At 65.7% G+C, this 24,022-nt stretch carries 19 protein-coding genes; 15 read left to right on the top strand and 4 right to left on the bottom strand.

Translation table 11 applies throughout. The features are described 5' to 3' along the window. Nucleotides 1–44: 44 nt before the first annotated feature. From ACO07K_RS11810 to ACO07K_RS11790, 5 genes are all read left to right on the top strand, one after another. Complete coding sequence (locus ACO07K_RS11810) at nucleotides 45–1,982, top strand: hypothetical protein (protein WP_422036119.1); 1,938 nt, start codon at nucleotides 45–47, stop codon at nucleotides 1,980–1,982. Between the two features lie 339 nt (nucleotides 1,983–2,321). After that, a complete protein-coding gene (locus ACO07K_RS11805; protein ID WP_422036118.1) occupies nucleotides 2,322–3,116 on the top strand; it encodes a hypothetical protein in 795 nt (264 codons plus the stop codon). Nucleotides 3,117–3,271: 155 nt separating this feature from the next. Next, nucleotides 3,272–3,526 (top strand): hypothetical protein, encoded by a 255-nt coding sequence (locus ACO07K_RS11800; protein WP_422036117.1) that lies wholly within the window; start codon nucleotides 3,272–3,274, stop codon nucleotides 3,524–3,526. Nucleotides 3,527–3,783: 257 nt separating this feature from the next. Further along, nucleotides 3,784–5,541, top strand: coding sequence for a hypothetical protein (locus ACO07K_RS11795; RefSeq protein ID WP_422036116.1), 1,758 nt, complete (start codon nucleotides 3,784–3,786; stop codon nucleotides 5,539–5,541). 302 nt (nucleotides 5,542–5,843) lie between these two features. Further along, nucleotides 5,844–6,335 carry a hypothetical protein gene (locus tag ACO07K_RS11790; RefSeq protein WP_422036115.1) on the top strand — a complete coding sequence of 164 codons (492 nt, stop codon included), beginning with the start codon at nucleotides 5,844–5,846 and terminating at the stop codon, nucleotides 6,333–6,335. A 312-nt stretch (nucleotides 6,336–6,647) separates the two neighbouring features. Here the strand turns inward: ACO07K_RS11790 and ACO07K_RS11785 are convergent, their stop codons facing one another. Next, on the bottom strand, nucleotides 6,648–7,229 hold the full coding sequence (locus ACO07K_RS11785; RefSeq protein ID WP_422036114.1) for a hypothetical protein: 582 nt from the start codon (nucleotides 7,227–7,229) through the stop codon (nucleotides 6,648–6,650). 169 nt (nucleotides 7,230–7,398) lie between these two features. On the opposite strand from ACO07K_RS11785, the gene ACO07K_RS11780 reads away from it, so the two are divergent. From ACO07K_RS11780 to pcp, 9 genes are all read left to right on the top strand, one after another. Continuing rightward, complete coding sequence (locus tag ACO07K_RS11780) at nucleotides 7,399–8,067, top strand: hypothetical protein (RefSeq protein ID WP_422036113.1); 669 nt, start codon at nucleotides 7,399–7,401, stop codon at nucleotides 8,065–8,067. Between the two features lie 524 nt (nucleotides 8,068–8,591). Then, entirely contained in the window at nucleotides 8,592–8,957 is a 366-nt protein-coding gene (locus ACO07K_RS11775) for a hypothetical protein (RefSeq protein WP_422036112.1), read from the top strand. A 514-nt stretch (nucleotides 8,958–9,471) separates the two neighbouring features. Then, nucleotides 9,472–10,569, top strand: a complete 1,098-nt coding sequence (locus tag ACO07K_RS11770; protein ID WP_422036111.1) for a DUF2817 domain-containing protein — start codon at nucleotides 9,472–9,474, stop codon at nucleotides 10,567–10,569. A 63-nt stretch (nucleotides 10,570–10,632) separates the two neighbouring features. Next, nucleotides 10,633–12,564, top strand: coding sequence for a hypothetical protein (locus ACO07K_RS11765; RefSeq protein WP_422036110.1), 1,932 nt, complete (start codon nucleotides 10,633–10,635; stop codon nucleotides 12,562–12,564). Between the two features lie 22 nt (nucleotides 12,565–12,586). Continuing rightward, a complete protein-coding gene (locus ACO07K_RS11760) occupies nucleotides 12,587–13,051 on the top strand; it encodes an SRPBCC family protein (RefSeq protein WP_422036109.1) in 465 nt (154 codons plus the stop codon). 263 nt (nucleotides 13,052–13,314) lie between these two features. Beyond that, the gene (locus ACO07K_RS11755; RefSeq protein ID WP_298316625.1) at nucleotides 13,315–13,800 is read left to right on the top strand and encodes a (2Fe-2S)-binding protein; all 486 of its coding nucleotides are present in this window, start codon (nucleotides 13,315–13,317) and stop codon (nucleotides 13,798–13,800) included. A 3-nt stretch (nucleotides 13,801–13,803) separates the two neighbouring features. Next, nucleotides 13,804–16,188, top strand: a complete 2,385-nt coding sequence (locus ACO07K_RS11750) for a xanthine dehydrogenase family protein molybdopterin-binding subunit (protein WP_422036108.1) — start codon at nucleotides 13,804–13,806, stop codon at nucleotides 16,186–16,188. A gap of 15 nt (nucleotides 16,189–16,203) precedes the next feature. Further along, complete coding sequence (locus tag ACO07K_RS11745; protein WP_422036107.1) at nucleotides 16,204–17,001, top strand: FAD binding domain-containing protein; 798 nt, start codon at nucleotides 16,204–16,206, stop codon at nucleotides 16,999–17,001. A 72-nt stretch (nucleotides 17,002–17,073) separates the two neighbouring features. Next, nucleotides 17,074–17,715, top strand: coding sequence for a pyroglutamyl-peptidase I (gene pcp / locus ACO07K_RS11740; protein ID WP_422036106.1), 642 nt, complete (start codon nucleotides 17,074–17,076; stop codon nucleotides 17,713–17,715). A gap of 28 nt (nucleotides 17,716–17,743) precedes the next feature. Here pcp and ACO07K_RS11735 read toward each other — a convergent pair whose 3' ends face one another. Together ACO07K_RS11735 and ACO07K_RS11730 are read right to left on the bottom strand one after the other, a co-directional pair. Next, entirely contained in the window at nucleotides 17,744–20,848 is a 3,105-nt protein-coding gene (locus tag ACO07K_RS11735; RefSeq protein WP_422036104.1) for an efflux RND transporter permease subunit, read from the bottom strand. A 27-nt stretch (nucleotides 20,849–20,875) separates the two neighbouring features. Further along, on the bottom strand, nucleotides 20,876–22,030 hold the full coding sequence (locus tag ACO07K_RS11730; RefSeq protein ID WP_422036103.1) for an efflux RND transporter periplasmic adaptor subunit: 1,155 nt from the start codon (nucleotides 22,028–22,030) through the stop codon (nucleotides 20,876–20,878). 108 nt (nucleotides 22,031–22,138) lie between these two features. Here ACO07K_RS11730 and ACO07K_RS11725 point away from each other — a divergent pair, with 108 nt between their 5' ends. Then, nucleotides 22,139–22,801: a TetR/AcrR family transcriptional regulator gene (locus ACO07K_RS11725; RefSeq protein WP_422036102.1), complete on the top strand. Its 663-nt coding sequence runs from the start codon at nucleotides 22,139–22,141 to the stop codon at nucleotides 22,799–22,801. Between the two features lie 3 nt (nucleotides 22,802–22,804). On the opposite strand, the gene ACO07K_RS11720 is transcribed toward ACO07K_RS11725, so the two are convergent. Beyond that, entirely contained in the window at nucleotides 22,805–23,992 is a 1,188-nt protein-coding gene (locus tag ACO07K_RS11720) for a TMEM43 family protein (RefSeq protein WP_422036101.1), read from the bottom strand. Nucleotides 23,993–24,022 lie beyond the last annotated feature (30 nt).

Raw genomic sequence — 24,022 nt, 5'->3', positions numbered from 1 at the left:
AGAACGCCCTCCAGGCCCCGATGGGCCGCTGAACGGAGACGAACATGGCAAGCATCGAGATAGAAGGGCTGCCCTTGGCAGTGCCTGCCGCGGACGCATGGCCGCGCACCGAGCTTGGGGACGACAGCGCGCTGGGCCTCCAGGCCGACGAGATGTTCGCGCGCCAGCTCGACACCGGGTTCGCGGGCGAGGTGCGCGGCCTGGTGACCGATCCGGTGACGGGTCTTGCGGGCAAGGACCCCGAGGAGGCGTTGGCCGGTGTCGCCGAGACTACTCGACTTCTGGGCGCGCTGAAGGACAGCTATCTGGCGCAGGCGATCGGCCCCCGCCAGAAGGCGCTGCTCGAACCGGTGATCGACCGGCGTCTCGATCGCGCCGGCCGCGACCTCGGGCGGATCGCGGAGCAGGCGACGTCGTTGCTGGACGACCGCATCGTGTCCGAGCGTCTCGCCGACCTGCGGCAGGATGCGTCGCTCTCCTGGCAGGACCCGGCCCATCTACGCACGCTGGGCCGCGCCACGGTGGGCGAGCTGCGTTACCAGGGCGAGCGAAAAGGCTGGGACGCGGGCCGGACCGATACGGCGGTGCGCACTGGCCTGAGCGATCTCTATGCCGGCGCGGTGGAGGCCGCGATCGGCCAGGATCCCGAGCGTGCGGCGAAGCTCTACGACCACGCACGCGACGTGATCCAGCCGGAGCGGCAGGCGGTGGTCGAGCGCAGGATCGAGCGGGCGCGCGAGGAGCGTCGCGTGACGGAGATCGTCGGCGGCCTGGCCGACGCGCCGGACGATCCGGCGCGGCGCCCCGGCCTCGACGACTACCAAGCGCGGGCCGCCGAGGCGACACCGCCGGACGCCTCGCCCGAGGTGCGGGCGCAGGTGACCCGAATGGCGCGGATCGAACAGGCACGCGCCGATCGGGCATGGCAGGTGGCACGGGGACGTGCGGCCATGGGCGCGCTCGACTGGCTCGACACCAATCCCGCGGCGCCCCTGATGGCGATGCCTGCAGAGCTGCGCGACGGGTTGAGCCCGGAGCAGACGGAGGCGCTCGACCGGACGGCCATGAACGGTGGCCGCGTCGTCACGGACCGCGACCTCTATGACAGGCTCGACGACCAGGCGGTGCACGAGCCGGAAAGCTTCGCCGGCCTCGATCTGACGCAATACCGGTTGTCGCTCGGCGACAGCGACTACAACCGCCTGACCAAACTCCAGAAGACTCTCGCCGAAGGTAAATCCGATCCGGCCTTCGAGCGCCACCGTCTCGGCCGCCTGTTCCTGGGAGAGGGCCTGCACAATGCCAACCTCGATCCAGAGAGCGAGGAGGCCCGGACGGCACGGCAGCAACTCGACAGGCTCTTAGGCTCGTTCGAGTCTGTCGAGGGCAAGCCGCCGACGATGGCGGACATTCGCGACTTGGTCAGCGACGTGCTGCCGCACGCGGAAAGCGATCCGAACATCGTCCGGGTCGGCCAAGGCGAGCCGGCCGAAGCGCTGCCACCAGAGCTTGCGGCGAAGGACGCACTCGATGGGGCAGAGCCCCTCATTGTCCATGACGACGACAGCAGCGCGCAGGTAGGCGAATCCTTCGATCCGCAGAACATCATTCTCGCGCAAGCAGGAGGTGCCGGCGCTCGCGGTGGCGGAGGCGGTCGCGTTCCCTCACCGCCCCACCCCCCTGGGACACCAGGCAAACAGCGCGCACCAGGCATTGGGCACAACCGGCCGCCGGTGGAGTCTGGACTGCCAACTGCAATCGAGAAATTGCGGAGTTGGTTTCCGCCCTCGCCCCAGCCATCGGGCACGCAGCCTGCACCCGATACGGCTGGAGCGGCAGCGGCTGCTGAACAGAAACCATCGGCTCAATCTCCCAGTGACTGGCTGGACGAGAGAGCACAACTGGCCGAGAGGGACCAGTACGTTGGCGCCGATGGCATCGACACTGCAGCTGGCATCCAAACTCGATCCGCGTGTCGGTGAACCGGCGGCGGGGGCCGGACGTGATCTCCGTCGACCGCAACGGCGAGGTCACCCTCTGGGATTCCAAATGGCGCAGCTTGGATACCTCCATCGGTCCGGGCGGACGTCACATCAGACGGAAAAATCATTCGAGGGTGCACGGGAACACACTAGAGAGAGTATCGATGTAGCGGTGAAGAGCGGACGTTTATCCCCTGAGGCCGGGGTCAAGGCCATGGAGAACGTGGACAACAGGAACATGACCATCGTCACGGTCGGTACTGGAAGTGCGCGCAACGGCGTGGTTGAACGAATCGTGGGCGGCGAGCGCGCCGTCGTCCATCCAGAGCGGAGGCCCTGATGCCGAGAAACTTTGACCCCGAAGGTGACCGCAGTTTCTACCTCGACTTCCATATGCCACGGGTAACGAAGTTCGAGCCTGAAAAGACCGGCCCGTTCAATCGAGCAGGCTATATGTCGTCTAGACTAAGTGATCTGATTCGGGCCCATCTTCTGGGCCTGCGTGAGCAGGTGTTGCCGATAGCGCGGGCGCTCGCGGGCTGGATGGAGTCACAACCGGCGCCGCCAGAGGGCAAGGATACCGACGAATCCTTTGACGTCTATCAATGGTGGCAGACGCTGGGCCTGTGCAAGTGGCTGATAGACGGTGATCCGGCGGTGGCCGAGTTCACCCGCGCGAGCGAGGCCGACTGGCGGCAGTGGGACCAGTTCGACCGCCTCGAGCCCAACGGGGCGAAGCTGCTGATGCTGGAGGGGCTCGAACTCGCCCTGCCGCTCAACCTCGCGGCGCGATGCTATCACGTCGGCCTGAAGCTCTGTCAGGAGGCTGGACTCACTACCAAGCCTTCGTCAGCACCGGCCATCGTGCGGGCGGAACTTATGTACGGCCAATGGGCCTGCCGTCATCTCGCCGACGGTGGTAAGCCTGACGCAGCCTATGTCGCCGAGGGCGAGGAGATGCTGCGCAAGGTCATGTCGGAACGCTTCATCGAGAACGGCTACTATACAAGGATGGCAATGTGGCTGAAGGCGATCTACCACGACAGCGGCGTCACGCGGACGCCGGAGGAGACGATCCTCAAGGCCTACGACACGATGACCGGCGTCGTGAAGCCGGCTTTCGCAACGATCTGACGTTGGACGAGCAACTGCAGCAGCAGAGGCTGTGGCCGGCGAGCCAGGCAATGCTCCCCCGTGCCAGGACGCCCGGCTGATCGATGGGGTGACGACAAGAACGCCTTTCAGGCCCGGTGAGCCGCTGAACGGAGACGAACATCGCAAGCATCGAGATGGAGGAGCTGCCTTCGGCAGCGCCGGCCGCTGAACCGTCGCCGCTCAACGACCTCGAGGACCACAATCCGCTGGGCCTCAAGGCCGACGAGATGTTCGCGCGCCGGTTCGACACCGGGTTCGAGGGCGCGGTCCGCAGCCTGGTGCACCATCCGGCGACGGGCCTCATGGGCCGGCACCCCGAGCACGCGCTAGCCGGCATCGCGCAGACGATCCCGCTGCTGCGCGAGCTGAAGGACCGCTATCTGGCGTAGGCGCAGGGCCCGCGCCAGAGGGCCATCGTCGAATCGCTGATCAACAGCCGTCGCTACCACGCCGGGGCAGCCTCCGCCGGATCAGTGCGCCGATGCCGCCGCCGACCGCCAGAATGGAGACCGACCGAGCGCTCGATCAGGCCGCGGTACTGCATGCGTTGAGCGCCACGCTCGACGGCCCACGAGATCGGCTCGCCCGGTCTCGTCACTAGCGCGCCCTTCGCGGGCCGCCCGACGCGGGCCGGACCGATACGGCGGTGCGCACTGGCCTGAGCGATCTCTATGCCGGCGCGGTGGAGGCCGCGATCGGCCAGGATCCCGAGCGTGCGGCGAAGCTCTACGACCACGCACGCGACGTGATCCAGCCGGAGCGGCAGGCCGCGGTAGAGCGCAGGATCGAACGGGCGCGCGAGGAGCGTCGCGTGGCGGAGATCGTCGGCGGCCTGGCCGACGCGCCGGACGATCCGACGCGGCGCCCCGACCCCGACGACTACCAGGCGCGCGCCGCCGAGGCGACACCGCCGGACGCCTCGCCCGAGGTGCGGGCGCAGGTGACCCGGATGGCGCGGATCGAACAGGCGCGTGCCGACCGGGCTTGGCAGGCGGCGCGTGGGCGCGCGGCCGCAAGCGCGCTCGACTGGCTAGGCGCCAATCCCGCGGCGCCCCTGATGGCGATGCCGACGGCGCTGCGCGACGGGTTGAGCCCGGAGCAGACGGAGGCGCTCGACCGGACGGCCATGAACGGCGGCCGCGTCGTCACGGACCGCGACCTCTATGACAGGCTCGACGACCAGGCGGTGCACGAGCCGGAAAGTTTCGCCGGCCTCGATCTCACGCAACACCGGCTGTCACTGGGCGACGGCGACTACAACCGCCTGACCAAACTCCAGAAGACTCTCGCCGAAGGTAAATCCGATCCGGCCTTCGAGCGCCACCGTCTCGGCCGCCTGTTCCTGGGAGAGGGCCTGCACAATGCCAACCTCGATCCAGAGAGCGAGCATGCCCGGACCGCACGGCAGCAACTCGACAGGCTCTTAGGCTCGTTCGAATCCGTCGAAGGCAAACCGCCGACGATGGCCGACATTCGCGGCCTCGTCCGCGACATGCTGCCGCCCGCGGAAGAAGATCCAAATACCGTCCGCATCTCGGGCGGTGATCCGGTCGAAGCGCTGCCGCCGGAGCTTGAGGCGAAGGGTGTTTCCGATGTGGCAAAGCCCCATGTTGCGTCGGTTGATGCCGTATCGACGCCCTCACCCAAAGACGAAGTTGTAGTCGAAGAATCGACAGGCCGCGGGGCGATGGAAGCGGCATCTACGACGCTTCCTGCGTCCGACGTCACGCGTTTCGATGACGGCACCAAGCGGATCACGCGCCGCGGCGTCGATACCGAGCGCGGCAAGGCCGACGTCACGGAAGCGTACGACGAGCAGAACCGCATCGTCTCGACCGATGCCACCTTTGGCGACGGCCATCGTGTGGAAAGCCGGTGGTCCTATCCCTCCGAGGGCCACTGGTCGCAGGTCGATACCATACGCGACCCCTCGGGCAAGACGCTGGGCGCGATCACCACGACATTCGACGGTGAGCGCGTGACGCGTACCGTCGAGCCGATAGACGGACAGCCACAGACTGACATCTGGGATCGGGATGGTCCCGTGCCGACGATGCAGAACGTCGTTGCGCCCGCCTTGGCCGTCCCCTTCCTGCTGGACCTCGCGGCGGCCGCGATCGGGGCCGTGATTGTCGGAAAAGCGATAGACGACACGATCGCTCGCCAGAGCACGGCCGGCGTTCGGGGCGGCCCGTCCGCCCGGCAAGAACCGGGGCCGGACGACAACGGCCCGCCGGAGCGGGTCGAGGGCGACAAGCCACCGCAGTCCGGACCTCCGGTGCCGCTGTTTCCGCCGGGGGAGCGTCCTAGTTCGCGGCAGAGCGAGCTTGACGTTGCAAAAGCGGAACAGCCGGACTTTGTCCCGCAAGTCTCTTTCAAGAACGGCAAGGAGGTAAGGAGGTAAGTTGGGGGACGGCTGGTTCGGTCCGTCCCGACGGCGTGTCGGCGGATAAGCGCCGTGCATCGTTCGAGGTAAAGAATTATAACATCAATACCAACGCGGCTGGGTTGGTAAACAAAGTCACTCGACAGGTATTGGAGCGGGCGCAGCACCTGCCGCCGAGCATGCAGCAGCACATCAGAATCGACATTCGAGGTCAGCATTCATCCCAGGAACGATTGGAAGAAGTAGCCAGGCGAATTGTCGAGCGGTCGAATGGCCTTCTCAGGCGCGAACATATCAAATTTAGAAAGGAGGATTAGCCGATGAGTGATGTTGGGATCTCTGGTGGCATGCTCCTTCAGCATATGGGTACGCCAGCCGAAGTCGCTGCATTCTTTGCTCTGATCGAACGCCACAAATCGGAGTCGATCAGCGGTACACTCGATCTCGTCACTGACCGCCTTTACAGGCGCACCGTGCCCGGCGAGCAGTATGATTCACTTGTCGACCAATTGGCGGAATGTCGGCGGCTACTTCAGAAGATTCAAATAACTGAAGGCTTCTGGGACGAGTTTAAGCTGGGTGATCGTACGAAAGCCATCGATCGGTCGGCGAAGACGGCGGCTGATGCGTTTCAAAAGATTTTCAAGTCGCTCTACACGGCGATCGACTATGCTCGCGCCGACAAAAAGAATATTGGCTACTTCCGTCCTTTGCGTCTCATGGCATGGGAAGGACCCAAGTCTCACCAACATGAGTTCTTGCCGCTAGAGGACTTTGAAAAGCCTGACATACGGCCAATCTGGCTGGAGTGATTTGGCTCCGTCTAATGACTTTGATGACGCTCTGATAACCGTCGGGACCTCTTCGAAGCGGTTCCCAGACCGAAATGGCGTTGTGCCTGGGCGATCTCCCGCGGCAGCGGCGTCACCTGGGCACCGGAGGAAACCATCCTCAAGTGCTATGACACGATGACCGGCGTCGTGAAGCCGGCTTTCGCCAAGATTTGACGTGGGGAAGAGTTTAGGGAGTGACTTCGCCACCTTCCTCGACACCGCTGACGTGAGCCAACTCAGTCCCTCTAACTGGACGGATCGCGGTGGGCTGATGTCTCGAGATCTCGCACGCTACGACTGAGGATGGCGCGGCATTGACCGGGTACTCACGACGTTGAGGATGACAACCCGCTCGACCTCCAGGCCGATGGCCCGCGCCGGAAGGTCCTGCTCGAACCGGTGGTCGACCGGCGTCTCGACCGCGCCGGGGACGATCTGGGGCGGATCGCGGAGCAGGCGACGTCGGTGCTGGACGACCGCATCGTGGCCGAGCGCCTCGCCGACTTGGCGCGTGACGCGTCGCTGTCCTGGCAAGACCCGGCCCATCTGCGCACGCTGGGCCGCACCGCGGTGGGCGAGCTGCGTTACCAGGGCGAACGAAAGGGCTGGGACGCGGGCCGGACCGATACGGCGGTGCGCACCGGCCTGAGCGATCTCTATGCCGGCGCGGTCGAGGCCGCCCTCGGCCAGGATCCCGAGCGTGCGGCGAAGCTCTACGACCACGCACGCGACGTGATCCAGCCGGAGCGGCAGGCGGTGGTCGAGCGCAGGATCGAGCGGGCGCGCGAGGAGCGTCGCGTGACGGAGATCGTCGGCGGCCTGGCCGACGCGCCGGACGATCCGGCGCGGCGCCCCGGCCTCGACGACTACCAAGCGCGGGGCGCCGAGGCGACACCGCCGGACGCCTCGCCCGAGGTGCGGGCGCAGGTGACCCGAATGGCACGGATCGAACAGGCGCGCGGATCGGGCATGGCAGGCGGCGTGGGGCCGCGCCGCCACAAACGCTCTCGACTGGCTCGGCGCCAATCCCGCGGCGCCCCTGATGGCGATGCCGACGGCGCTGCGCGACGGGTTGAGCCCGGAGCAGATGCAGGCGCTCGACGGCACAGCCATGAACGGCGGCCATGTCGTCACGGATCGCGACCTTTACGACAGGCTCGACGACCAGGCGGTGCGCGACCCGGAGAGTTTCGCGGCCCTCGACCTGGCGCAACACCGCCTGTCGCTCGGCGACAACGACTACAACCGCCTGACCAAACTCCAGAAGACTCTCGCCGAAGGCAAATCCGACCCGTCCTTCGAGCGACACCGTCTCGGTCGCCTGTTCCTGGGAGAGGGACTGCGCGCTGCCAACGTCGATATCGACGGAGCGGAAGCCCGGACCGCGCGGCAGCAACTCGACACGCTCTTAGGCGCGTTCGCGCCTGTCGAGGGTAAGCCGCCGACGATGGTCGACATTCGCGGCCTCGTCGGCGACGTGCTGCTGCGAGCGGAAGGTGATCCGAATATCGTCCCGGTTTCGGGCGACGAGCCGGCCGAAGCGCTGCCGCCAGAGCTTGAGGCGAAGGGTGTGTTCGATGGGGCAGAACCTCACATTGCGCTGGTCCAGCGACGAAGTGGTAGTCGAAGAATCGACAGGCCCCAAGGCAATCGAGGCGGCACCTACGACGCCCCCTGCGCCCGACGTCACGCGGTTCGACGACGCCACTAAGCGGGTCACGCGCCGCGGCGTCGATACGGAGCGGGGCAAGGCCGACGTCACGGAAGCGTACGACGAGCAGGACCGCATCGTCTCGACCGATGCCACAAAGCGAACTCTACGGCGGATCGACACCCGGACTTTGCTTCGCAAGTCGCTTTCAAGGATGGCAGGGAGGTAAGTTCAAGGACGGCTCGTTCGGTTCGTCCCGACGGCCTGATCAACAACGTCGCCCGGCAGGGTCAGGAACGTGTCCGGCATCTACCGCGGGGCATGCAGCAGAACATTCGGATCGATGTGCGTGGACAAAATGTATCTTCTGGGCACCTTGACGACATCGCAAGAAGGATCGTCGAAAAGTCGAATGGACTACTTAGGCCTGAACACATTAAATTCGTGGAGCTCTATTGATGAGCGACGTTGGACTTTCGGCAGGGTTACTTCTCAAGCAGATCTGAACTCCAAGGGAAGTTGCCGCCTTTTTCGAGTTGATCGGTCGGCATAAGCCAAAATCGGCCGGACACTCGCTCGCTCTGGTGACGGATCGTCTCTACAAGCGCACTGTGCCGGGAGAAGCGTTCGATGCACTTCTCGAACAGCTTCACGAGTGCCAACGTACATTTCGTGCTGTTCCGGTCGCCCCAGGTTTCTGGGATGAATTCGATCTGGGTGACAGAAGTGTTGGACTGGATCGGTCGGCATCGAACCTCGCCGACGCATTTCAGCGAGTCTTTGATGCTATCGATCGCTGCGTCGAGGTTGCTCGCCTGGATAAGAAGAACCTCGGGTATTTTCGACCGCTTCGACTACAGGCGCTGGAGGGACCCAAATCCTATGAACATGAATACATGCCGCTGGAGGACTTCGAAAAACCCGACATGCGGCCGATCTGGCTGGAGTGATTTGGTTCCGTCCACCTGACTTGAGATCATGCTTTGATAACCGCCGCGGCCTCTTCGAAACGGTTCCCACACCAAGATGGCGTTGTGGCTGAGGGCGATCTACCACGACAGCGGTCACGCGCACGCCGGAGAAGAACATCCTCAAGGCCTATGAACGATGACCGGCGTTGAGAAGCCCGCCTTCGCAAAGGTCTGACGTTGGGAAGAGTCTAGCGAGCAACTGCATCAACAGAAGCGATGCAGGTGAGCCAAGTAATGGCCGCCAGCCGACAAGGCCGGCCGTATCGATGGCGCGACGGCAAGAACGCGCTTCAGGCCGCGATGGGCCATTGAACGGGGACGAACAAACCGGCATCTAGTCTTCCGCAACGTCGCGCTCATGCCCATCGATTTCAAGCCATAAACTAGGCTAGTTTGTTATGTGTTCGCCATGTCTCCTTCCCAAACAAAAGGGAGGAGTCTGACGGCGTTTTTTTGTGAAATGTGTGAAGCTTTGGACGAGGTATCGTCGACCATGAACAACATTGCCTCCTTCGCCGCCGACTACAGCGAGGCGCGCGACAAGTTCCTGGCCGCGGCCCGGCTCGCGGACGCAGCGACCTTCCGTTACGACAATCCGACCAAGGGCCCCAAGGGCGAGGCGCTGTCGACTGACGTCGCCTGGGTCGGGCCGACCGACGCCTCGAAGGTGATGGTCACGATCTCGTCCACGCATGGGATCGAGGGCTATTGCGGCTCGGGCTTCCAGGTCGACTGGCTGGCCTCGGTCGGAGGATCGGGATTGCCGAAGGGGACGGCGGCGCTGTTCGTGCACGCGATCAATCCCTACGGCTTCGCCTGGACGCGGCGCGTGACGGAGGAGGGTAACGACCTCAACCGCAACTATGTCGACCATTCGAAGCCCTATCCGGTGAATGAGGGCTATCTCGAGATCGCCGACGATCTCGTGCCGGCGGATTTCAGCGAGGCGGGGCGGGCGGCAGCCGATGCCAGGCTGGCGGCCTTCCGCCGGAAGGTGGGCGACGTCGAATTCTTCCGCGCCGTCTCGGGCGGCCAGTACAGCCATGCCGACGGCATGTTCTTCGGCGGCGGCGGACCGGCCTGGTCGAACCGCACCCTGCACGCCATCGTCGACCGCTATCTCAAGGGCCGCGCGGACGTGGCCGTGGTCGACTTCCATACCGGCCTCGGCCCCTACGGCTATGGCGAGCCCATCACCCATTACGATATCGGCACCGGCGGCTCGCGCCGGGTGCGCAACTTCTGGGGCGAGTCGGTCACCGAATCGAAACGAGGGCAGACGGCCTCGCAGGCGCGCGACGGGCTCGGCCATTACGGGCTGAACCGGGTGCTGACGGAGCCGCAGACCCGGCTCACCATGTGCACCCTCGAATACGGCACCTTCGATCGCGAGAGCGGCCAGAAGGCCTTCCGGGCCGATCACTGGCTGCACAAATACGGCGACCCGCTGGGCAAGGAGGCCGAGGCGGTGCGCAAGGCGATGCGGCGGCAGTTCTATCCGGAGACCGACGACTGGAAGGAGGCCGTGCTGTTCCGCGGCCATCAGGTCGTGCGCCAGGCCATCGCCGGGCTGCAGCGCGGTCCGCTCTAGGTTTTGGGGACAAGCCCTCGAAAAGCCATACGCCCGCTCAGCGATCCTGCTACAAGCCTCCCCATGCGTGCACTCGTGGCGCTGCTGGCTTTCGCGGTCGTGGCGGCTCTCAATTTCCTGTGGTGGTGGGTTCCGAACCGGCCGGTCGATATCGCCGGCTGGAATGCCGCGCCGCTGCAGAGCGTCTCCTTCGCTCCCTACCGGCCGGGCCAGAGCCCGCTCACCCGGACCTTTCCCACACCGGACCAGATCGAGGCCGACCTCAAGCGCCTGCAGGGCAAGGTCGGGGCGGTCCGGACCTATTCCTCGGGCGAGAATCTCGAGACGGTGCCGCAGCGCGCCGGCAAATACGGGCTCAAGGTCTGGCACGGCGCCTGGCTGAACAACAACGAGAAGGAAAATCTCGAGCAGATCAACCTGCTGATCGACCATGCCAACAAGTACAAGGACACGGTCGAGCGGGTGATCGTCGGCAACGAGGTGCTGCTGCGCAAGGACCTCACCGCCAACGAGCTGCGCCGCTACATCCGGCAGGTGAAGCAGCGCGTCACCCAGCCGGTGACTTATGCCGACGTCTGGGAATTCTGGCTGCGCAATCCGTCGCTCGCCGACGAGGTCGACTTCATCACGATCCACATCCTGCCTTACTGGGAGGACGAGCCGATCGGGCTGGATCGCACCGAGGCCGACGGCAAGCTCGCCATCGAAAAGCACCTGGTCGACATCTACAAGAAGGTCCAGGCCCGCTTCCCGGGCAAGAAGATCGTGATCGGCGAGACCGGCTGGCCGAGCGACGGCCGCATGCGTTCCGACGCCCGGCCGGGCCGGGTCGAACAGGTGAAATACTTCTCGATCTTCCGCGGCGCCGCCGAGCGGGAAGGGTTCGACTACAACGTCATCGAGGCCTTCGACCAGTACTGGAAGGCGCGCCAGGAGGGCACCGTCGGCGCCGCCTGGGGCCTGCTGGACGCCCAGCGTCACGACAAGTTCGAACTGGGCAAGCCGGTCAGGGCCGAACCGCACTGGCAGATCCTGTTCACCATCTCGACGATCGGCGGCGCGCTGCTGCTGCTCGCCTATGCCAGCCGCCGCAAGGCGGGCAACTGGAAGGGCATCTGCCTCTTCGCCTTCTTCGCGCAGCTGGTGGCGACCTGCTACGTGCAGGCGACGTGGGTCGACCTGACCCGCGATTTCTACTTCGAGAAGACCCTGGGCATCGCCTTCTGGGCGATTCTGCTGGCGCTGTTCAGCTACGCGCTGCTGCGCGGTATCGCCGACAGCCTGACCGGACAGATGGCCGATCCGTCGCTCTACGGCGCGCGCGTCCGTGACTCGTGGCGGGCGTGGCGCCAGCTGCCGCGCTACCGGATCGCACAGCGCGCCGACCTGCTGGCGCAGATGCTCTACCTCGTGCTCACGCTGCTCTGCATCTTCTACCTGATCGTGATCAGCATCGACTGGTACGACGGGGTGATCCGGATCGGCGACTGGTTCCGCCAGATCGCGATCGACGGCCGCTATCGCGATTTCCCGATGTGGAGCTTCGTCATCCCGAGCATCGTGCTGATGCTGTGGAAGACGACCACCATCCTGCGCGCCGACCCGGTCGTGCGCGACCACCGCATTGCCAAGGCGCTCTCGTTCGGCCGCCTGCTGGGCTATGACGGCAGCCGCGGCGTCGTGCGGATGGACCGGCGGATGAGCCGCTTCGGCCCGGTCATGCCCGAAATCGTGCTGGCCTCAATGCTGGTCTTCTGGGCCGTCGTCCTGGTCATTACCGAAGGGGCGATCAAGCTGCATGACGGCGGTGCCGGCGGTTTCGTGTCGGCCGATGGCGGCCGATGGGTGATCCGCACATTGCTCTGGAACACCCAGGCCAACTGGTTCGCGTTCATGGCGCTGCTGATGGCCGTCCCCTATATCGCCACCATCTATGTCTCCGTACGCGAGCCTCTGGCAGAATTGCCGCCGGACTCCTATACGAACAAATGGTAGGCGCTGAGCCGGGAGTTACGACATGGAAATCAAGGGCGAGTACAAGATTGCGGCATCGCGGGAGAAGGTCTTCGCGGCGCTGAACGACCAGGCCATTCTGCAGGCCTGCATTCCGGGCTGCGAGTCGCTGGAGATGCTTTCCCCCACCGAGATGACGGCCAAGGTCCGCCTGCGCATCGGGCCGGTGAGTGCGGCGTTCTCGGGTAAGGTCACGCTATCCGACATCGATCCGCCGAACGGCTACCGGATCTCCGGCGAAGGGCAGGGCGGCGTCGCGGGCTTCGCCAAGGGCGGGGCGGTGGTGGCCCTCACGGAAGACGGCAGCGACACGATCCTGAAATACGAGGTCGACGCCCAGGTCGGCGGCAAGATCGCCCAGGTCGGCGCACGCCTGATCACCGGCACGGCCAAGAAGCTGGCCGATCAGTTCTTCGGCAAGTTCGCCGAAAGCGTCGGCGCGCCGCCGCCCGTCGCCGCGGCGTCGTGACGATGGCATCGCTCGATCCGGCCGGAGAGCCGCCACCGCCCGTACCCTCTGCTGCAGCGCAGCGTGGCTATCGTCACTGGACCGTCATCGGCGTCGGCGCCGCCGTCCTGATCCTTGTCTTTCTTGCGAGTCGTTAGCAGTTAGCGACCGAAACTTGCAATTCCCTTGACCGCCACGTGAAGGGCTTGCGAGAGTCTTGGGCAATGCCCGGCGGCCGCGCATAGCCGCAGCCGCGCGAACCAATACGTGAGGGGAGATCGAGTATGACCATTTCCGTCGCCATGACCGTCAACGGCAAGTCCGTCTCGGGCAAGGTCGAGGCGCGCACGCTACTGGTTCAGTTCCTGCGTGAAAATCTCGGCATGACCGGCACCCATGTCGGCTGCGACACCAGCCAGTGCGGCGCCTGCGTCGTCCACGTCGACGGCCAGTCGGTGAAGTCGTGCACCATGCTCGCCGTCCAGGCCGAGGGCGCGCAGGTCACGACCATCGAAGGTCTGGCCCCCAGCGCCGAGAAGCTGCATCCGATGCAGGAGGCCTTCCGCGACAACCATGCCCTGCAGTGCGGCTTCTGCACCCCGGGCATGGTGATGAGCGCCATCGACATGGTGAAGCGCCACAACTACGAGCTCGACGAGGCCACGGTGCGGCGCGAGCTCGAAGGCAATCTCTGCCGCTGCACCGGCTACCACAACATCGTGAAGGCAATCCTGGCCGCTGCGCCGGCTATGAAAACCGCAGGGGTGTAAGCCATGACCTCCGCCACCGGAATCGGTGCCCGCGTCCCGCGTACGGAAGACAAGCGCTTCCTGACCGGGACCGGTCGCTATGTCGACGATCTGCCCCTCGCCCGGGCGACCTACGCGTATTTCCTGCGTTCGCCGCATGCCCATGCGAAGATCAAGAGCATCGACATTTCGGCAGCGGAGAAGAGCCCCGGCGTCGTCAACATCTTCACCGGCAAGGATCTCGTCGACGCCAAGGTGGGCGGCCTGATCTGCGGCTGGGTGGTGAAGGACAAGCACGGCGAGCCGCACAAGGCGCCGCCGCACCCGGTGATGGCCGTCGACACGGTTCGCTATGTCGGCGACACGGTCGCCATGGTCGTGGCCAACAGCCATGACGAGGCCAAGGATGCGGCCGAGGCGATCAAGGTCGACTACGAGGTGCTTGCGGCCAATGTCGACCTCGCCAGGGCATTCGACAAGGGCGCCCCGCAGGTTCACGCCGAGGCGCCGGGCAACCTGATCTACGACTGGGAGATCGGTGTGAAGGCCGATGTCGAGGCGGCGTTCGCCAAGGCGGCGCACGTCACCAAAATGGACATCGTCAACAATCGCCTGATCCCGAACGCCATGGAGCCGCGCGCCGCGGCGGCCGAGTACGACAAGGGCACGGGCAACTATACGCTCTGGTCGACCTCGCAGAACCCGCATGTTCTGCGGCTGATCCTGTCGGCCTTCGTGCTGGGCATTCCCGAGCACAAGCTGCGCGTGATCGCTCCGGACGTGGGTGGCGGTTTCGGCAGCAAGATCTTCTGCTACGCCGACGAGACCATGGTCTGCTGGGCGGCCTCGCGGGTCGGCCGGCCGATCAAGTGGACGGCGGAGCGGAGCGAGTCGTTCCAGACCGACTGCCACGGGCGTGACCATGTCACCCACGCCGAACTTGCTCTCGACTTTGAGGGCAAGTTCCTGGCCCTCAAGGTCGAGACGATCGCCAACATGGGCGCCTATCTCTCGACCTTCTCGACGGCGGTCCCGACCTATCTCTACGCGACCCTGCTGGCCGGCCAGTACACCACGCCACTCATCTACGCCAACGTGAAGGCGGCGGTGACGCACACGGCGCCGGTCGATGCCTATCGCGGCGCCGGGCGCCCCGAGGCGACGTTCGTGATCGAGACGATCGTCAGCAAGGCGGCGGCCGAGCTGAAGATGGATCCGGCCGAGCTGCGCCGGAAGAACTTCATCCCGTCGACGGCCTTCCCGTACCAGACGCCGGTGGCGCTGCAGTACGATTCGGGCAACTACCCGCCGATCATCGACGAGGCGATGAAGATCGCCGACTATCCGGGCTTCGAGGCCCGCCGGGCCGAGGCCAAGTCGCGCGGCAAGCTGCGCGGCATCGGCTTCTCGTCCTACATCGAGGCCTGCGGCCTCGCGCCCTCGCAGGTCGTAGGCTCGCTCGGGGCCGGCGTCGGCCAGTGGGAATCGGCGCAGATCAAGTTCAACCCGACCGGCAATGTCCAGGTCATGACCGGGGCGCACAGCCACGGCCAGGGTCACGAGACCACCTTTGCCCAGCTGATCCACGACAAGCTGGGCGTGCCGATGGACCAGATCGAAATCGTCCATGGTGATACCGCGACCACGCCCTTCGGCATGGGCACCTACGGCAGCCGCTCGCTGGCCGTCGGCGGCTCGGCGATCATGAAGGCGACCGACAAGATCATTGCCAAGGGCAAGAGGATCGCGGCCCATCTGATGGAAGCCGACGTGGCCGACGTCGTGTTCGAGAACGGCACCTTCAAGGTGGCGGGCACGGACAAGAACGTGCCGCTGGCCCAGGCGGTGTTCGCGGCCTACGTGCCGCACAACTATCCGCACGCCGAGATCGAGCCGGGCATGGACGAGAACGCCTTCTACGATCCGGCGAACTTCGTCTATCCGTCCGGCACGCAGATCTGCGAGGTCGAGATCGATCCGGAGACCGGCATCGTCGAGGTCATCGCCCATACGGCGGTCGACGATTTCGGCAACATCATCAATCCGATGATCGTCGAGGGGCAGGTCCATGGCGGCATCGTCCAGGGTGTCGGCCAGGCGCTGTTCGAGGGTGCGGTCTACGACAAGGCGACGGGCCAGCTGCTGAGCGGCTCGTTCATGGACTACACGATGCCGCGCGCCGACAACTTCCCGTCGTTCAAGCTCGGCTACAAGGTCACCCCGTGCCCGCACAATCCGCTGGGCGTGAAGGGATGCGGCGAGGCGGGGGCCATCGCGGCGCCCGCGGCCGTGATGAATGCGGTTCACAACGCGCTGGCGCCGATCGGCGTCAAGCACGTGGAAATGCCGGCCACGCCGCTCAACGTGTGGCAGTCGATCCAGGGCGCCCAGCACGCGGCGGCCGAGTAAACGGAGGAAATCCAGATGTACGATTTTGCCTATCATCGTCCGAAGTCGGTTGTCGACGCGATCGCCCTGCTCAAGGGCAATGAAGAAGCCCGTCCGATGTCGGGCGGCATGACGCTGATCCCGACGTTGAAGCAGCGCTTGGCGCGCCCGAGCGACGTCGTCGATCTCGGCGGCCTCAAGGAACTCGCCGGCGTCAAGGTCGAGGGCGACACTGTCGTCATCGGCGGCATGACCAAGCACGGCGACGTCGCGACCTCGGCCGACGTGAAGAAGGTCATTCCGGCGCTGGCCGACTTGGCGGGCCATATCGGCGATCCGCAGGTCCGCAACCGGGGCACGATGGGCGGCTCGGTCGCCAACAACGATCCGGCGGCCGACTATCCGGCGGCCGTCGTCGCCCTGAACGCCACCGTGATCACCAACACCGGCAAGCACGCGGCCGACGCCTTCTTCAAGGGCCTGTTCGAGACGGCGCTGGCCGAGGGTGAGATCATCACCGCCATCAGCTTCCCCAAGGCCGACAAGGCCGCCTACATGAAGTTCCCGAACCCGGCCTCGCGCTACGCGATGGTCGGCGTGTTCGTCGCCAAGACCTCGGCGGGCGTGCGCGTCGCGGTGACCGGCGCCGGCCCCAGCGTCTTCCGCGTGAAGGCGATGGAAGAGGCGCTGTCGAAGAACTTCTCGTCGGAAGCCCTCAAGGACATCAAGGTGCCGGCCGACGGCCTGAACAGCGACATCCACGGCAGCGCAGAATATCGCGCCCACCTGGTCGGTGTCATGGCCCGCCGCGCGGTCGACAAGGCCAACAAGTAGCCGTCCCCCGTTTCAGGGACTAACGTCGGGGCGCCCCTTACAGGGCGCCCTTTCGTTTGAGGTGAGTACAGAATGATAGCTCTGGTCACGGGCTTCGATCCGTTTGGCGGCGACGCGGTCAATCCGTCGTCATTGGCGGTGAGCCGGCTCAGGAAGAAGATCGGGACGGTGACCGTGGTGACTGCGGTGCTTCCGACGTCCTATGCGAAGTCCGCGAGCGTGCTGCGTGAGGCGATCGACGAGGCGAGGCCCGACATCGTGCTGTGCGTCGGACAGGCTGGCGGGCGCACCGAACTCAGCCTCGAGCGGATCGGCATCAACGTCCAGGATGCGCGCATCCCGGACAACGACCGCCACCAGCCGATCGACCTGCCGGTGCGCGCCGACGGCCCTGCGGCCTACTTCGCGACCCTGCCGGTCAAGGCCTGCGTCGCGGAGATGCGCAAGGCGGGCCTGCCGGCCGCCGTGTCCAACACGGCCGGCACCTTCGTCTGCAACCACATCCTCTATTCGCTGATGGACATCATTGCGAGCCATCCGGCGAAGATGCGCGGCGGCTTCCTGCACATTCCCTACGTGCCCGAGCAGGCGGCGCGGCTGGGCGGCGCGCCGTCCATGGCCGTCGACGACATCGTGCGCGGCATCGAGATCATCGTCGCGACCAGCGCCGCCCGGACGACGGACATTCACACCGCCGAGGGCCGGATTTCTTAGTGGCGCGCTCCGTTGGTTCCAGTCTCCGCTACTCTGCCGCGATCGCAAGCGGGGGCGGGGTGTGGTGGACCGGCTTCGTCTCGGCGGCGGCCTCCGGCTTCTTCACCCGGAACCAGGCGGCATAGAGCGCCGGCAGGAAGAGCAGGGTGAGGGCCGTGGCGACCAGCAGGCCGCCCATCAGCGCGACGGCCATCGGACCCCAGAAGACGCTGCGCGACAGCGGGATCATCGCGAAGATGGCCGTGCCGGCGGTCAGCAGGATCGGGCGGGAGCGGCGCACCGTGGCGTCGATCACTGCGTCCCACTTGGTGTGTCCGGCGGCGATGTCCTGGTCGATCTGGTCCACCAGGATTACAGAGTTGCGCATGATCATGCCGGCCAGCGCGATCACGCCCAGCAGCGAGACGAAGCCGAACGGCTGATTGAACAGCAGCAGGAACAGCGACACGCCGATCAGGCCGAGCGGGGCGGTGAGCAGCACCAGCGCCAGCTTGGAGAAGCTCTGCAACTGCAGCATCAGGAACAGGATCATCAGGAAGGCCATCAGCGGCATCATCTTGAAGATCGAGGCCTGGCTCTTGGCCGATTCCTCCTGGTCGCCGCCGACCTCGATGCGGTAGCCGGGCGGCAGGCTGGCGCGGACCGGCGCCAGCGCCTTGTCGAGGCGAGCGGCCACGTCGGGGCCCTGCACGCCGTCGGCGACGCCGGCACGGACCGTCATCAGCAGGTCCTTGTTGCGTCGCCACAGGATCGGCTCCTCGAGCTCGAACTTCAGTGTCGCGAGCTGAGCCAGCGAGACGACGCCGCCCGTCGACGTGCGCAGGTTGATCGCCTCCAGCCCCTCGACGCTCAGCCGTTCCGGCGCGACGGCGCGGGCGACCACGTCGATCGACTCGGTGCGCTCGCGGTACTGGGTGACGGTGATGCCCGTCAGCAGGGTCTGCAGCGTGTTGCCCAGCGCCTGCGAATCGACGCCCAGCGCGCGCGCCTTCGCCTGGTCGACCTCGAGGCGCACGGTCTTGGCCAGTTCGTTCCAGTCGAAGTTGATGTCGCGCGTCGCGGGATCGGCCTTGAACACCTGGCGGACCTGTTCGGCCACCTGGCGCACCTGCTGCGGGTCGTCGCCCAGCACGCGGAACATGACCGGATAGCTGACCGGCGGGCCGTTCTGCAGCCGCTGCACGCGCGCGCGGACGGCCTCGAAATCCTGCTTGAACAGGGCATCGAGGGCGGCGACCACGCGCTCGCGCGCCACCAGGTCCTTGGTCATGACGATGATCTGGCCGAAATTGGCATTCGACAGCTCAGGGACCGTCGGCAGATAGAAGCGCGGGCTGCCGGCGCCGACATAGGCGGTGTAGGAGGCGACGTCCGAACTGTTGCCCAGCCAGGATTCGAGCTTGCGGATCTCGGCGTCGGTGGCGGCCCACGAGGCGCCCTGGGCCAGCTTCAGGTCGACGATCAGCTCCGGCCGGTTGGCGGTCGGGAAGAACTGCTTGGACACGAAGCCGAACGCCGCCAGCGAGCCCACGAAAGCCAGCGCCGTGATCACGATCGTGGTCTTGCGCCAGGTGACGCACCACACCACGGCCTTGCGGAAGACCGTGTAGAGGCGACCGTTGTAGGGATCGTGGTGCTGGACCTTGGGAGTTGGCAGCAGGTGGTAGCCCATCCACGGCGTGAACAGCACGGCGACGAACCACGAGATGATCAGCGACAGCCCGACGACCCAGAAGATCGAGTTCGTGTATTCGCCGGCGCCAGAACGCGCGAAGCCGACCGGCACGAAGCCCACGGCGGTGACGAGCGTGCCCGTCAGCATGGGGAAGGCGGTGGAGGTATAGGCGTAGGTCGCGGCCTCCATGCGGCTGGCGCCCTGTTCGAGCTTCACCATCATCATCTCGACGGCGATGATGGCGTCGTCGACCAGCAGGCCGAGCGCGATGATCAGTGCGCCGAGCGAGATGCGCTGGAAGTCGATGCCCAGCAGCAGCATGCCGACGAAGGTGATGGCCAGCACCAGCGGCACCGACAGCGCCACGATCACGCCGGTGCGGACGCCGAGGCTGACGAAGGAGACCACCAGCACGATCGCCAGCGCCTCGAGCAGGGCCGAGCTGAACTCTTCGAAGGACTTGGTGACGACCTCGGGCTGGTTGGCGATGCGATGCACCGTTATGCCGACCGGCAGGCCCGCCTCGACCTCTTCCATCGTCTTGTCGAGAGCGGCGCCCAGTTTCTGGACGTTGCCGCCCGGCGCCATGACGACTCCGAGGCCGATCACCGCCTTGCCGTTGAAGCGCATGGCAAGCTGGCGCGGATCCTGGTAGCCGCGGCTGATCTCGGCCACGTCGCCCAGGGTGAGGGTCTGGCCGTTGGCGGTGAAGGGCAGGGACATCAGCTGTTCGGCCGAGGTCGGCGCGCCGTCGACGCGCACGGCCACGCGCTCGCCCTTGGTCTCGACCGTGCCGGTGGCCACGATCGCATTCTGGCGGCGCACGACCTCGAGGATCTGGTCGACAGGGACGCCCAGCATGGCCAGCCGCGTGTGGCTGAACTCGATGTAGATCTTCTCGTCCTGCAGGCCGAACAGGTCGGCCTTTGTGACGTCCGGCACGCGCAGCAGGCGCTGCCGCACCGTCTTGGCGATCTCCTTGACCTCGGCGGCTGAGAAACCGTCGGACTCGAAGGCCCAGATCATGCTGTAGGTATCGCCGTACTCGTCGTTGAAGAACGGGCCGACCACGCCCTGCGGCAGCGAACTCCTGATATCGCCGACCTTCTTGCGCACCTGGTACCAGAGATCCGCGACCCTGCCGGGTGGCGTGTCGTCCCGCAGCGAGACGTAGATCACCGTCTCGCCGGGCTTGGTGTAGCTCTGGACGTTGTAGAAGAAGGGCAGTTCCTGCAGCTTGGTCTCGATCTTCTCGGTGACCTGCTGCTCGACCTCGCGCGCGGTGGCGCCGGGCCAGGCGGCCGACACGACCATCTGCTTGATGGTGAAGGGAGGATCCTCGGCGCGGCCCAGATTGAAGAAGGCGTAGAAGCCCGCCAGGGTCAGCGCGATCATGAAGAACACGGTGAGCGTGCTGTACTTCAGCGCCAGGGCCGAGAGGTTGGTGCGCGTGTTCATGGGTCGTCTCCCCGCCGATCGAGGCCGTTAGCGTGCCGCCTGCTGCTGAGGCAGAAGCGGCTTCACCTTCTGGCCGGTCTCGAGCTTGTGCACGCCCGCGGTGGCGATCAGCTCGCCCTCTTTCACGCCCGAGAGGATCGCGGCCGTGTCGTCGCGCCAGCGCGCAATGGTGACGGGGCGCAGTTCGACCGTGCCGGTGTTGCGGTCGACCACCCAGACGGCGGGCTGCGTGCCGCGCTGGAAGATCGCGGAGAGCGGCACTTCGGCGACGGGTGTGCGATCGGGCCGCTCGAAGCCAAGGGTCGCGGTCATGCCGAGACCGATGAATTCCGGCGGCTCGAGGACGCTGAAGCGGGCGGCATAGGTTCGGGTCACCGGATCGGCGCTGGGCGAAAGTTCGCGCAGCTTTGCGGGATGTCGCCTGCCGGGATCGGACCACAGCTCAAAGGTGGCCGCCGGGTTCTCGCGCACGACCTTGAGGCGATGCTCGGGGACACCGACCACGATCTCCAACTCGTCCAGTCGAGCGAGCCGGACGACGCCCTGGCCCTGCGCCATGACCTGGCCGACTTCGGCCTGGACGGCTGTGACGACGCCGGCGGCATCGGCGCGCAGCACCGTGTAGGCGAGGTTGTTTTCCGCCGAGGAGAGCTGGCTCCTCGCCTGGTCGACGCGGGCGAGGGCGGTCGAGGCCAGCGACTGGCGCTGGTCGAGCGTCTGGGGCACGAACGCCATGCTGCCGCGCAGATTGAGATAACGTTCGTGGTCCGCCTTGGCGCGCACATAGTCGGCTTCGGCCGATGCGAGCGCCGCGCGCGCATTGTCGACGGCAAGCTGATAGTCGGCCGGATCGAGGCTGGCGATGATGTCGCCCGGTTTCACGACCGCGCCGAGATCGACCGAACGCTGGATGATCTTGCCCGCGACCCGGAAACCCAGCGTACTCTCGATGCGCGGCACCACCGTACCGGCCAGAAGCAACGTCTGGCCCTGCGTCCTGTAGGAGATTTCCGCAACCCGCGCCGGCCGGATGACCGGCTCGGCGTTGGCCACGGACGCGCCGTGATTCTTGGTGAACGAGTAGGCTGCGAAGGCGCCGCCTGCCAGCGCCACACCGGCCGCACCGATAACAACGAGCTTCACGGGAAACTTGCGGAGAAGCTGAACGTTGGGGAGACGCATGGCGGGGCTTCCTTAGGACGTTTACACTGCACTCAAGAATAAACGTCGTTAACTTACCGTTGATAAGTTATCTGCGTTAATATAATAGTCAAGGGTAGGAGAACCCCGGTGAGCGCTTTTTCGACAGCGGCGACGGGCGGCCGGAAGAAGCGCGGCGAGGGACATACCCGCCGCGAGGAGATTCTCCAGGCCGCCAAGGAACTGTTCCTGGAGCAGGGTTACGAGGCCACGACGATCCGGCGGATCGCCGACCGCGTCGGCGTGTCGGCGCCGGCGCTCTATCTCTATTTTCCCGACAAGGAACAGATGATGCTGGCGCTCTGCGATCAGACCTTCGGGTATCTGATCGAGAGCATCGCTGAGATCGAGAGTACCGTCAGCGATCCGCGCGAGCGCATCCGGCGGTTCGGCGAGGCCTACCTGAAGTTCGGCCTGGCCCATCCCGACGAATACAAGCTGATCTTTCTGGGCACGAACATTCCGGAATCGGTCCGCAAGCTCGGGCATCGCATGCCGACGGACGATCCGACCCGTCCCGGTATCGGCGGTGCCATCGTGTTCCAGCGTCTTGTGAGCATTCTGGCCGAAGCCGAGGCATCCGGGCTCAAGCTCAATTACCCGGCGGACACCTGTGCGGAGCTGTGCTGGATGGCCATGCACGGCGTGGCCTCGGCCCTCATCCTGAAAGCCGACTTCCCGTGGTCCAATCGAGACCTGCTGGGCACCGGTATGCTCGACATCGTGATGAAGGGCATCATCCGGGGCGACTGACGGTCAGGTTGTGTGAAGTACGGCCTTCTTCGCCGCCGACCGCGCGTGCAGCAGCCGGGTGAGGCCCCAGGTCGCTGCGGCCCCGAGCAACAACACCCCGATCCCGATCAACGGGCGATACCACAGCCATCCGAACGCGATCACGATCGGCGCGATTGCCACCGTGAAGACCAGCGCCACGAGGAACGTGCCGGCGCCGATCACGTCGCCCAGAAGAGGGATGACGCTGCCCGCAACGGCCAGCGGGCGCAGCACGAAGTTGAACCCGATCAGCATGAAGATCACGCCGATCAGCCGCAGAACCCACGTCATGGTCACGTTCTCTTCTTCAGCGTGCTGGAACATGACCTTGGCCGGCACGGCACCGGCCGCGATCAGCTCGACCGTCGTGCCTGTTCGCGTGGGGAAGGGTGCGAAGGCGGAACCGGCCTGGGCTGCGACCACGCTGGCGGTCTGCAGCGGCACTTCCGAGAAGGAGATGCGCATGTCGCCGATCGCAGGCTCCGAAGGATCGCGGCCGACATAAAGAGTGCCGTCGTTCACCGTGACGGGCTTGGTGACGCGGTTCTGCAGGGCGTTGACCTGGGCATCGGTCGCCGCCAGCCGCCTTGCCTCGCCGAAGCCCCGCAGCAGCGACTCAGGCACGGCGAAGGCACCGAGGCGCGTGCCCGGCGCCAGCGATTCCCGTGACTGGTAGGTCATCACCGGATTGGTATGGCCGCGCGGCTCCTTGAAGCGGTCGGAGTCGATGGGCTTGTCCGACCAGGTGCGCACATACTTGTAGGTCGTGGTGCGCTCCTCGCCGCCGCCGAGCCGCGTACGGCTCTCACTGTGGGTCTCTTCCTTCCACTGATAGACCTCGACATGGCGGTCGAGCCGCACGCCGCGCACCCTCATGGCAAAGTCGGGATCGGAGACCGGGCCGGCCGTCGAGAGCATGCCGCTCACATGGATCAGCCTGCCGTCGTTCGCCGGATCGGCCCGATCGGCCGGCACGCTGCGCACGATGCCGGCGCCTTCGGCCAGACCCTGCGCCGTGCGGATGGCGCGGCCTTCGTTCCAGAACAGCACGCCGATCGACACGACGATGAAAATGAACCCGATGAGGACCCCGACGATCGCCTGCCCGAGGCGGGCGAACCAGGAGGTACTGGTGACCTCGGTGATCTGATCGACGCCGCGCTCTTCCATTTGAACCTGCCCTCGGGAACGGGCCGGGAG

Source organism: Reyranella sp. (assembly GCF_965228225.1).
GTDB lineage: Bacteria > Pseudomonadota > Alphaproteobacteria > Reyranellales > Reyranellaceae > Reyranella.
This window is presented reverse-complemented; position numbering and strand designations above follow the sequence as displayed.

What these genes read in the sequence shown, in the direction of transcription:
- ACO07K_RS11780 (WP_422036113.1), top strand. Translation starts at nt 7,399, where the DNA reads ATGGCGATGCCGACGGCGCTGCGCGACGGGTTGAGCCCGGAGCAGATG.
- ACO07K_RS11750 (WP_422036108.1), top strand. Translation starts at nt 13,804, where the DNA reads ATGACCTCCGCCACCGGAATCGGTGCCCGCGTCCCGCGTACGGAAGAC.
- ACO07K_RS11765 (WP_422036110.1), top strand. Translation starts at nt 10,633, where the DNA reads ATGCGTGCACTCGTGGCGCTGCTGGCTTTCGCGGTCGTGGCGGCTCTC.
- ACO07K_RS11720 (WP_422036101.1), bottom strand. Translation starts at nt 23,992, where the DNA reads ATGGAAGAGCGCGGCGTCGATCAGATCACCGAGGTCACCAGTACCTCC.
- ACO07K_RS11760 (WP_422036109.1), top strand. Translation starts at nt 12,587, where the DNA reads ATGGAAATCAAGGGCGAGTACAAGATTGCGGCATCGCGGGAGAAGGTC.
- ACO07K_RS11730 (WP_422036103.1), bottom strand. Translation starts at nt 22,030, where the DNA reads ATGCGTCTCCCCAACGTTCAGCTTCTCCGCAAGTTTCCCGTGAAGCTC.
- ACO07K_RS11745 (WP_422036107.1), top strand. Translation starts at nt 16,204, where the DNA reads ATGTACGATTTTGCCTATCATCGTCCGAAGTCGGTTGTCGACGCGATC.
- ACO07K_RS11800 (WP_422036117.1), top strand. Translation starts at nt 3,272, where the DNA reads ATGGAGGAGCTGCCTTCGGCAGCGCCGGCCGCTGAACCGTCGCCGCTC.
- ACO07K_RS11790 (WP_422036115.1), top strand. Translation starts at nt 5,844, where the DNA reads ATGAGTGATGTTGGGATCTCTGGTGGCATGCTCCTTCAGCATATGGGT.
- ACO07K_RS11810 (WP_422036119.1), top strand. Translation starts at nt 45, where the DNA reads ATGGCAAGCATCGAGATAGAAGGGCTGCCCTTGGCAGTGCCTGCCGCG.
- ACO07K_RS11755 (WP_298316625.1), top strand. Translation starts at nt 13,315, where the DNA reads ATGACCATTTCCGTCGCCATGACCGTCAACGGCAAGTCCGTCTCGGGC.
- pcp (WP_422036106.1), top strand. Translation starts at nt 17,074, where the DNA reads ATGATAGCTCTGGTCACGGGCTTCGATCCGTTTGGCGGCGACGCGGTC.
- ACO07K_RS11735 (WP_422036104.1), bottom strand. Translation starts at nt 20,848, where the DNA reads ATGAACACGCGCACCAACCTCTCGGCCCTGGCGCTGAAGTACAGCACG.
- ACO07K_RS11805 (WP_422036118.1), top strand. Translation starts at nt 2,322, where the DNA reads ATGCCGAGAAACTTTGACCCCGAAGGTGACCGCAGTTTCTACCTCGAC.
- ACO07K_RS11770 (WP_422036111.1), top strand. Translation starts at nt 9,472, where the DNA reads ATGAACAACATTGCCTCCTTCGCCGCCGACTACAGCGAGGCGCGCGAC.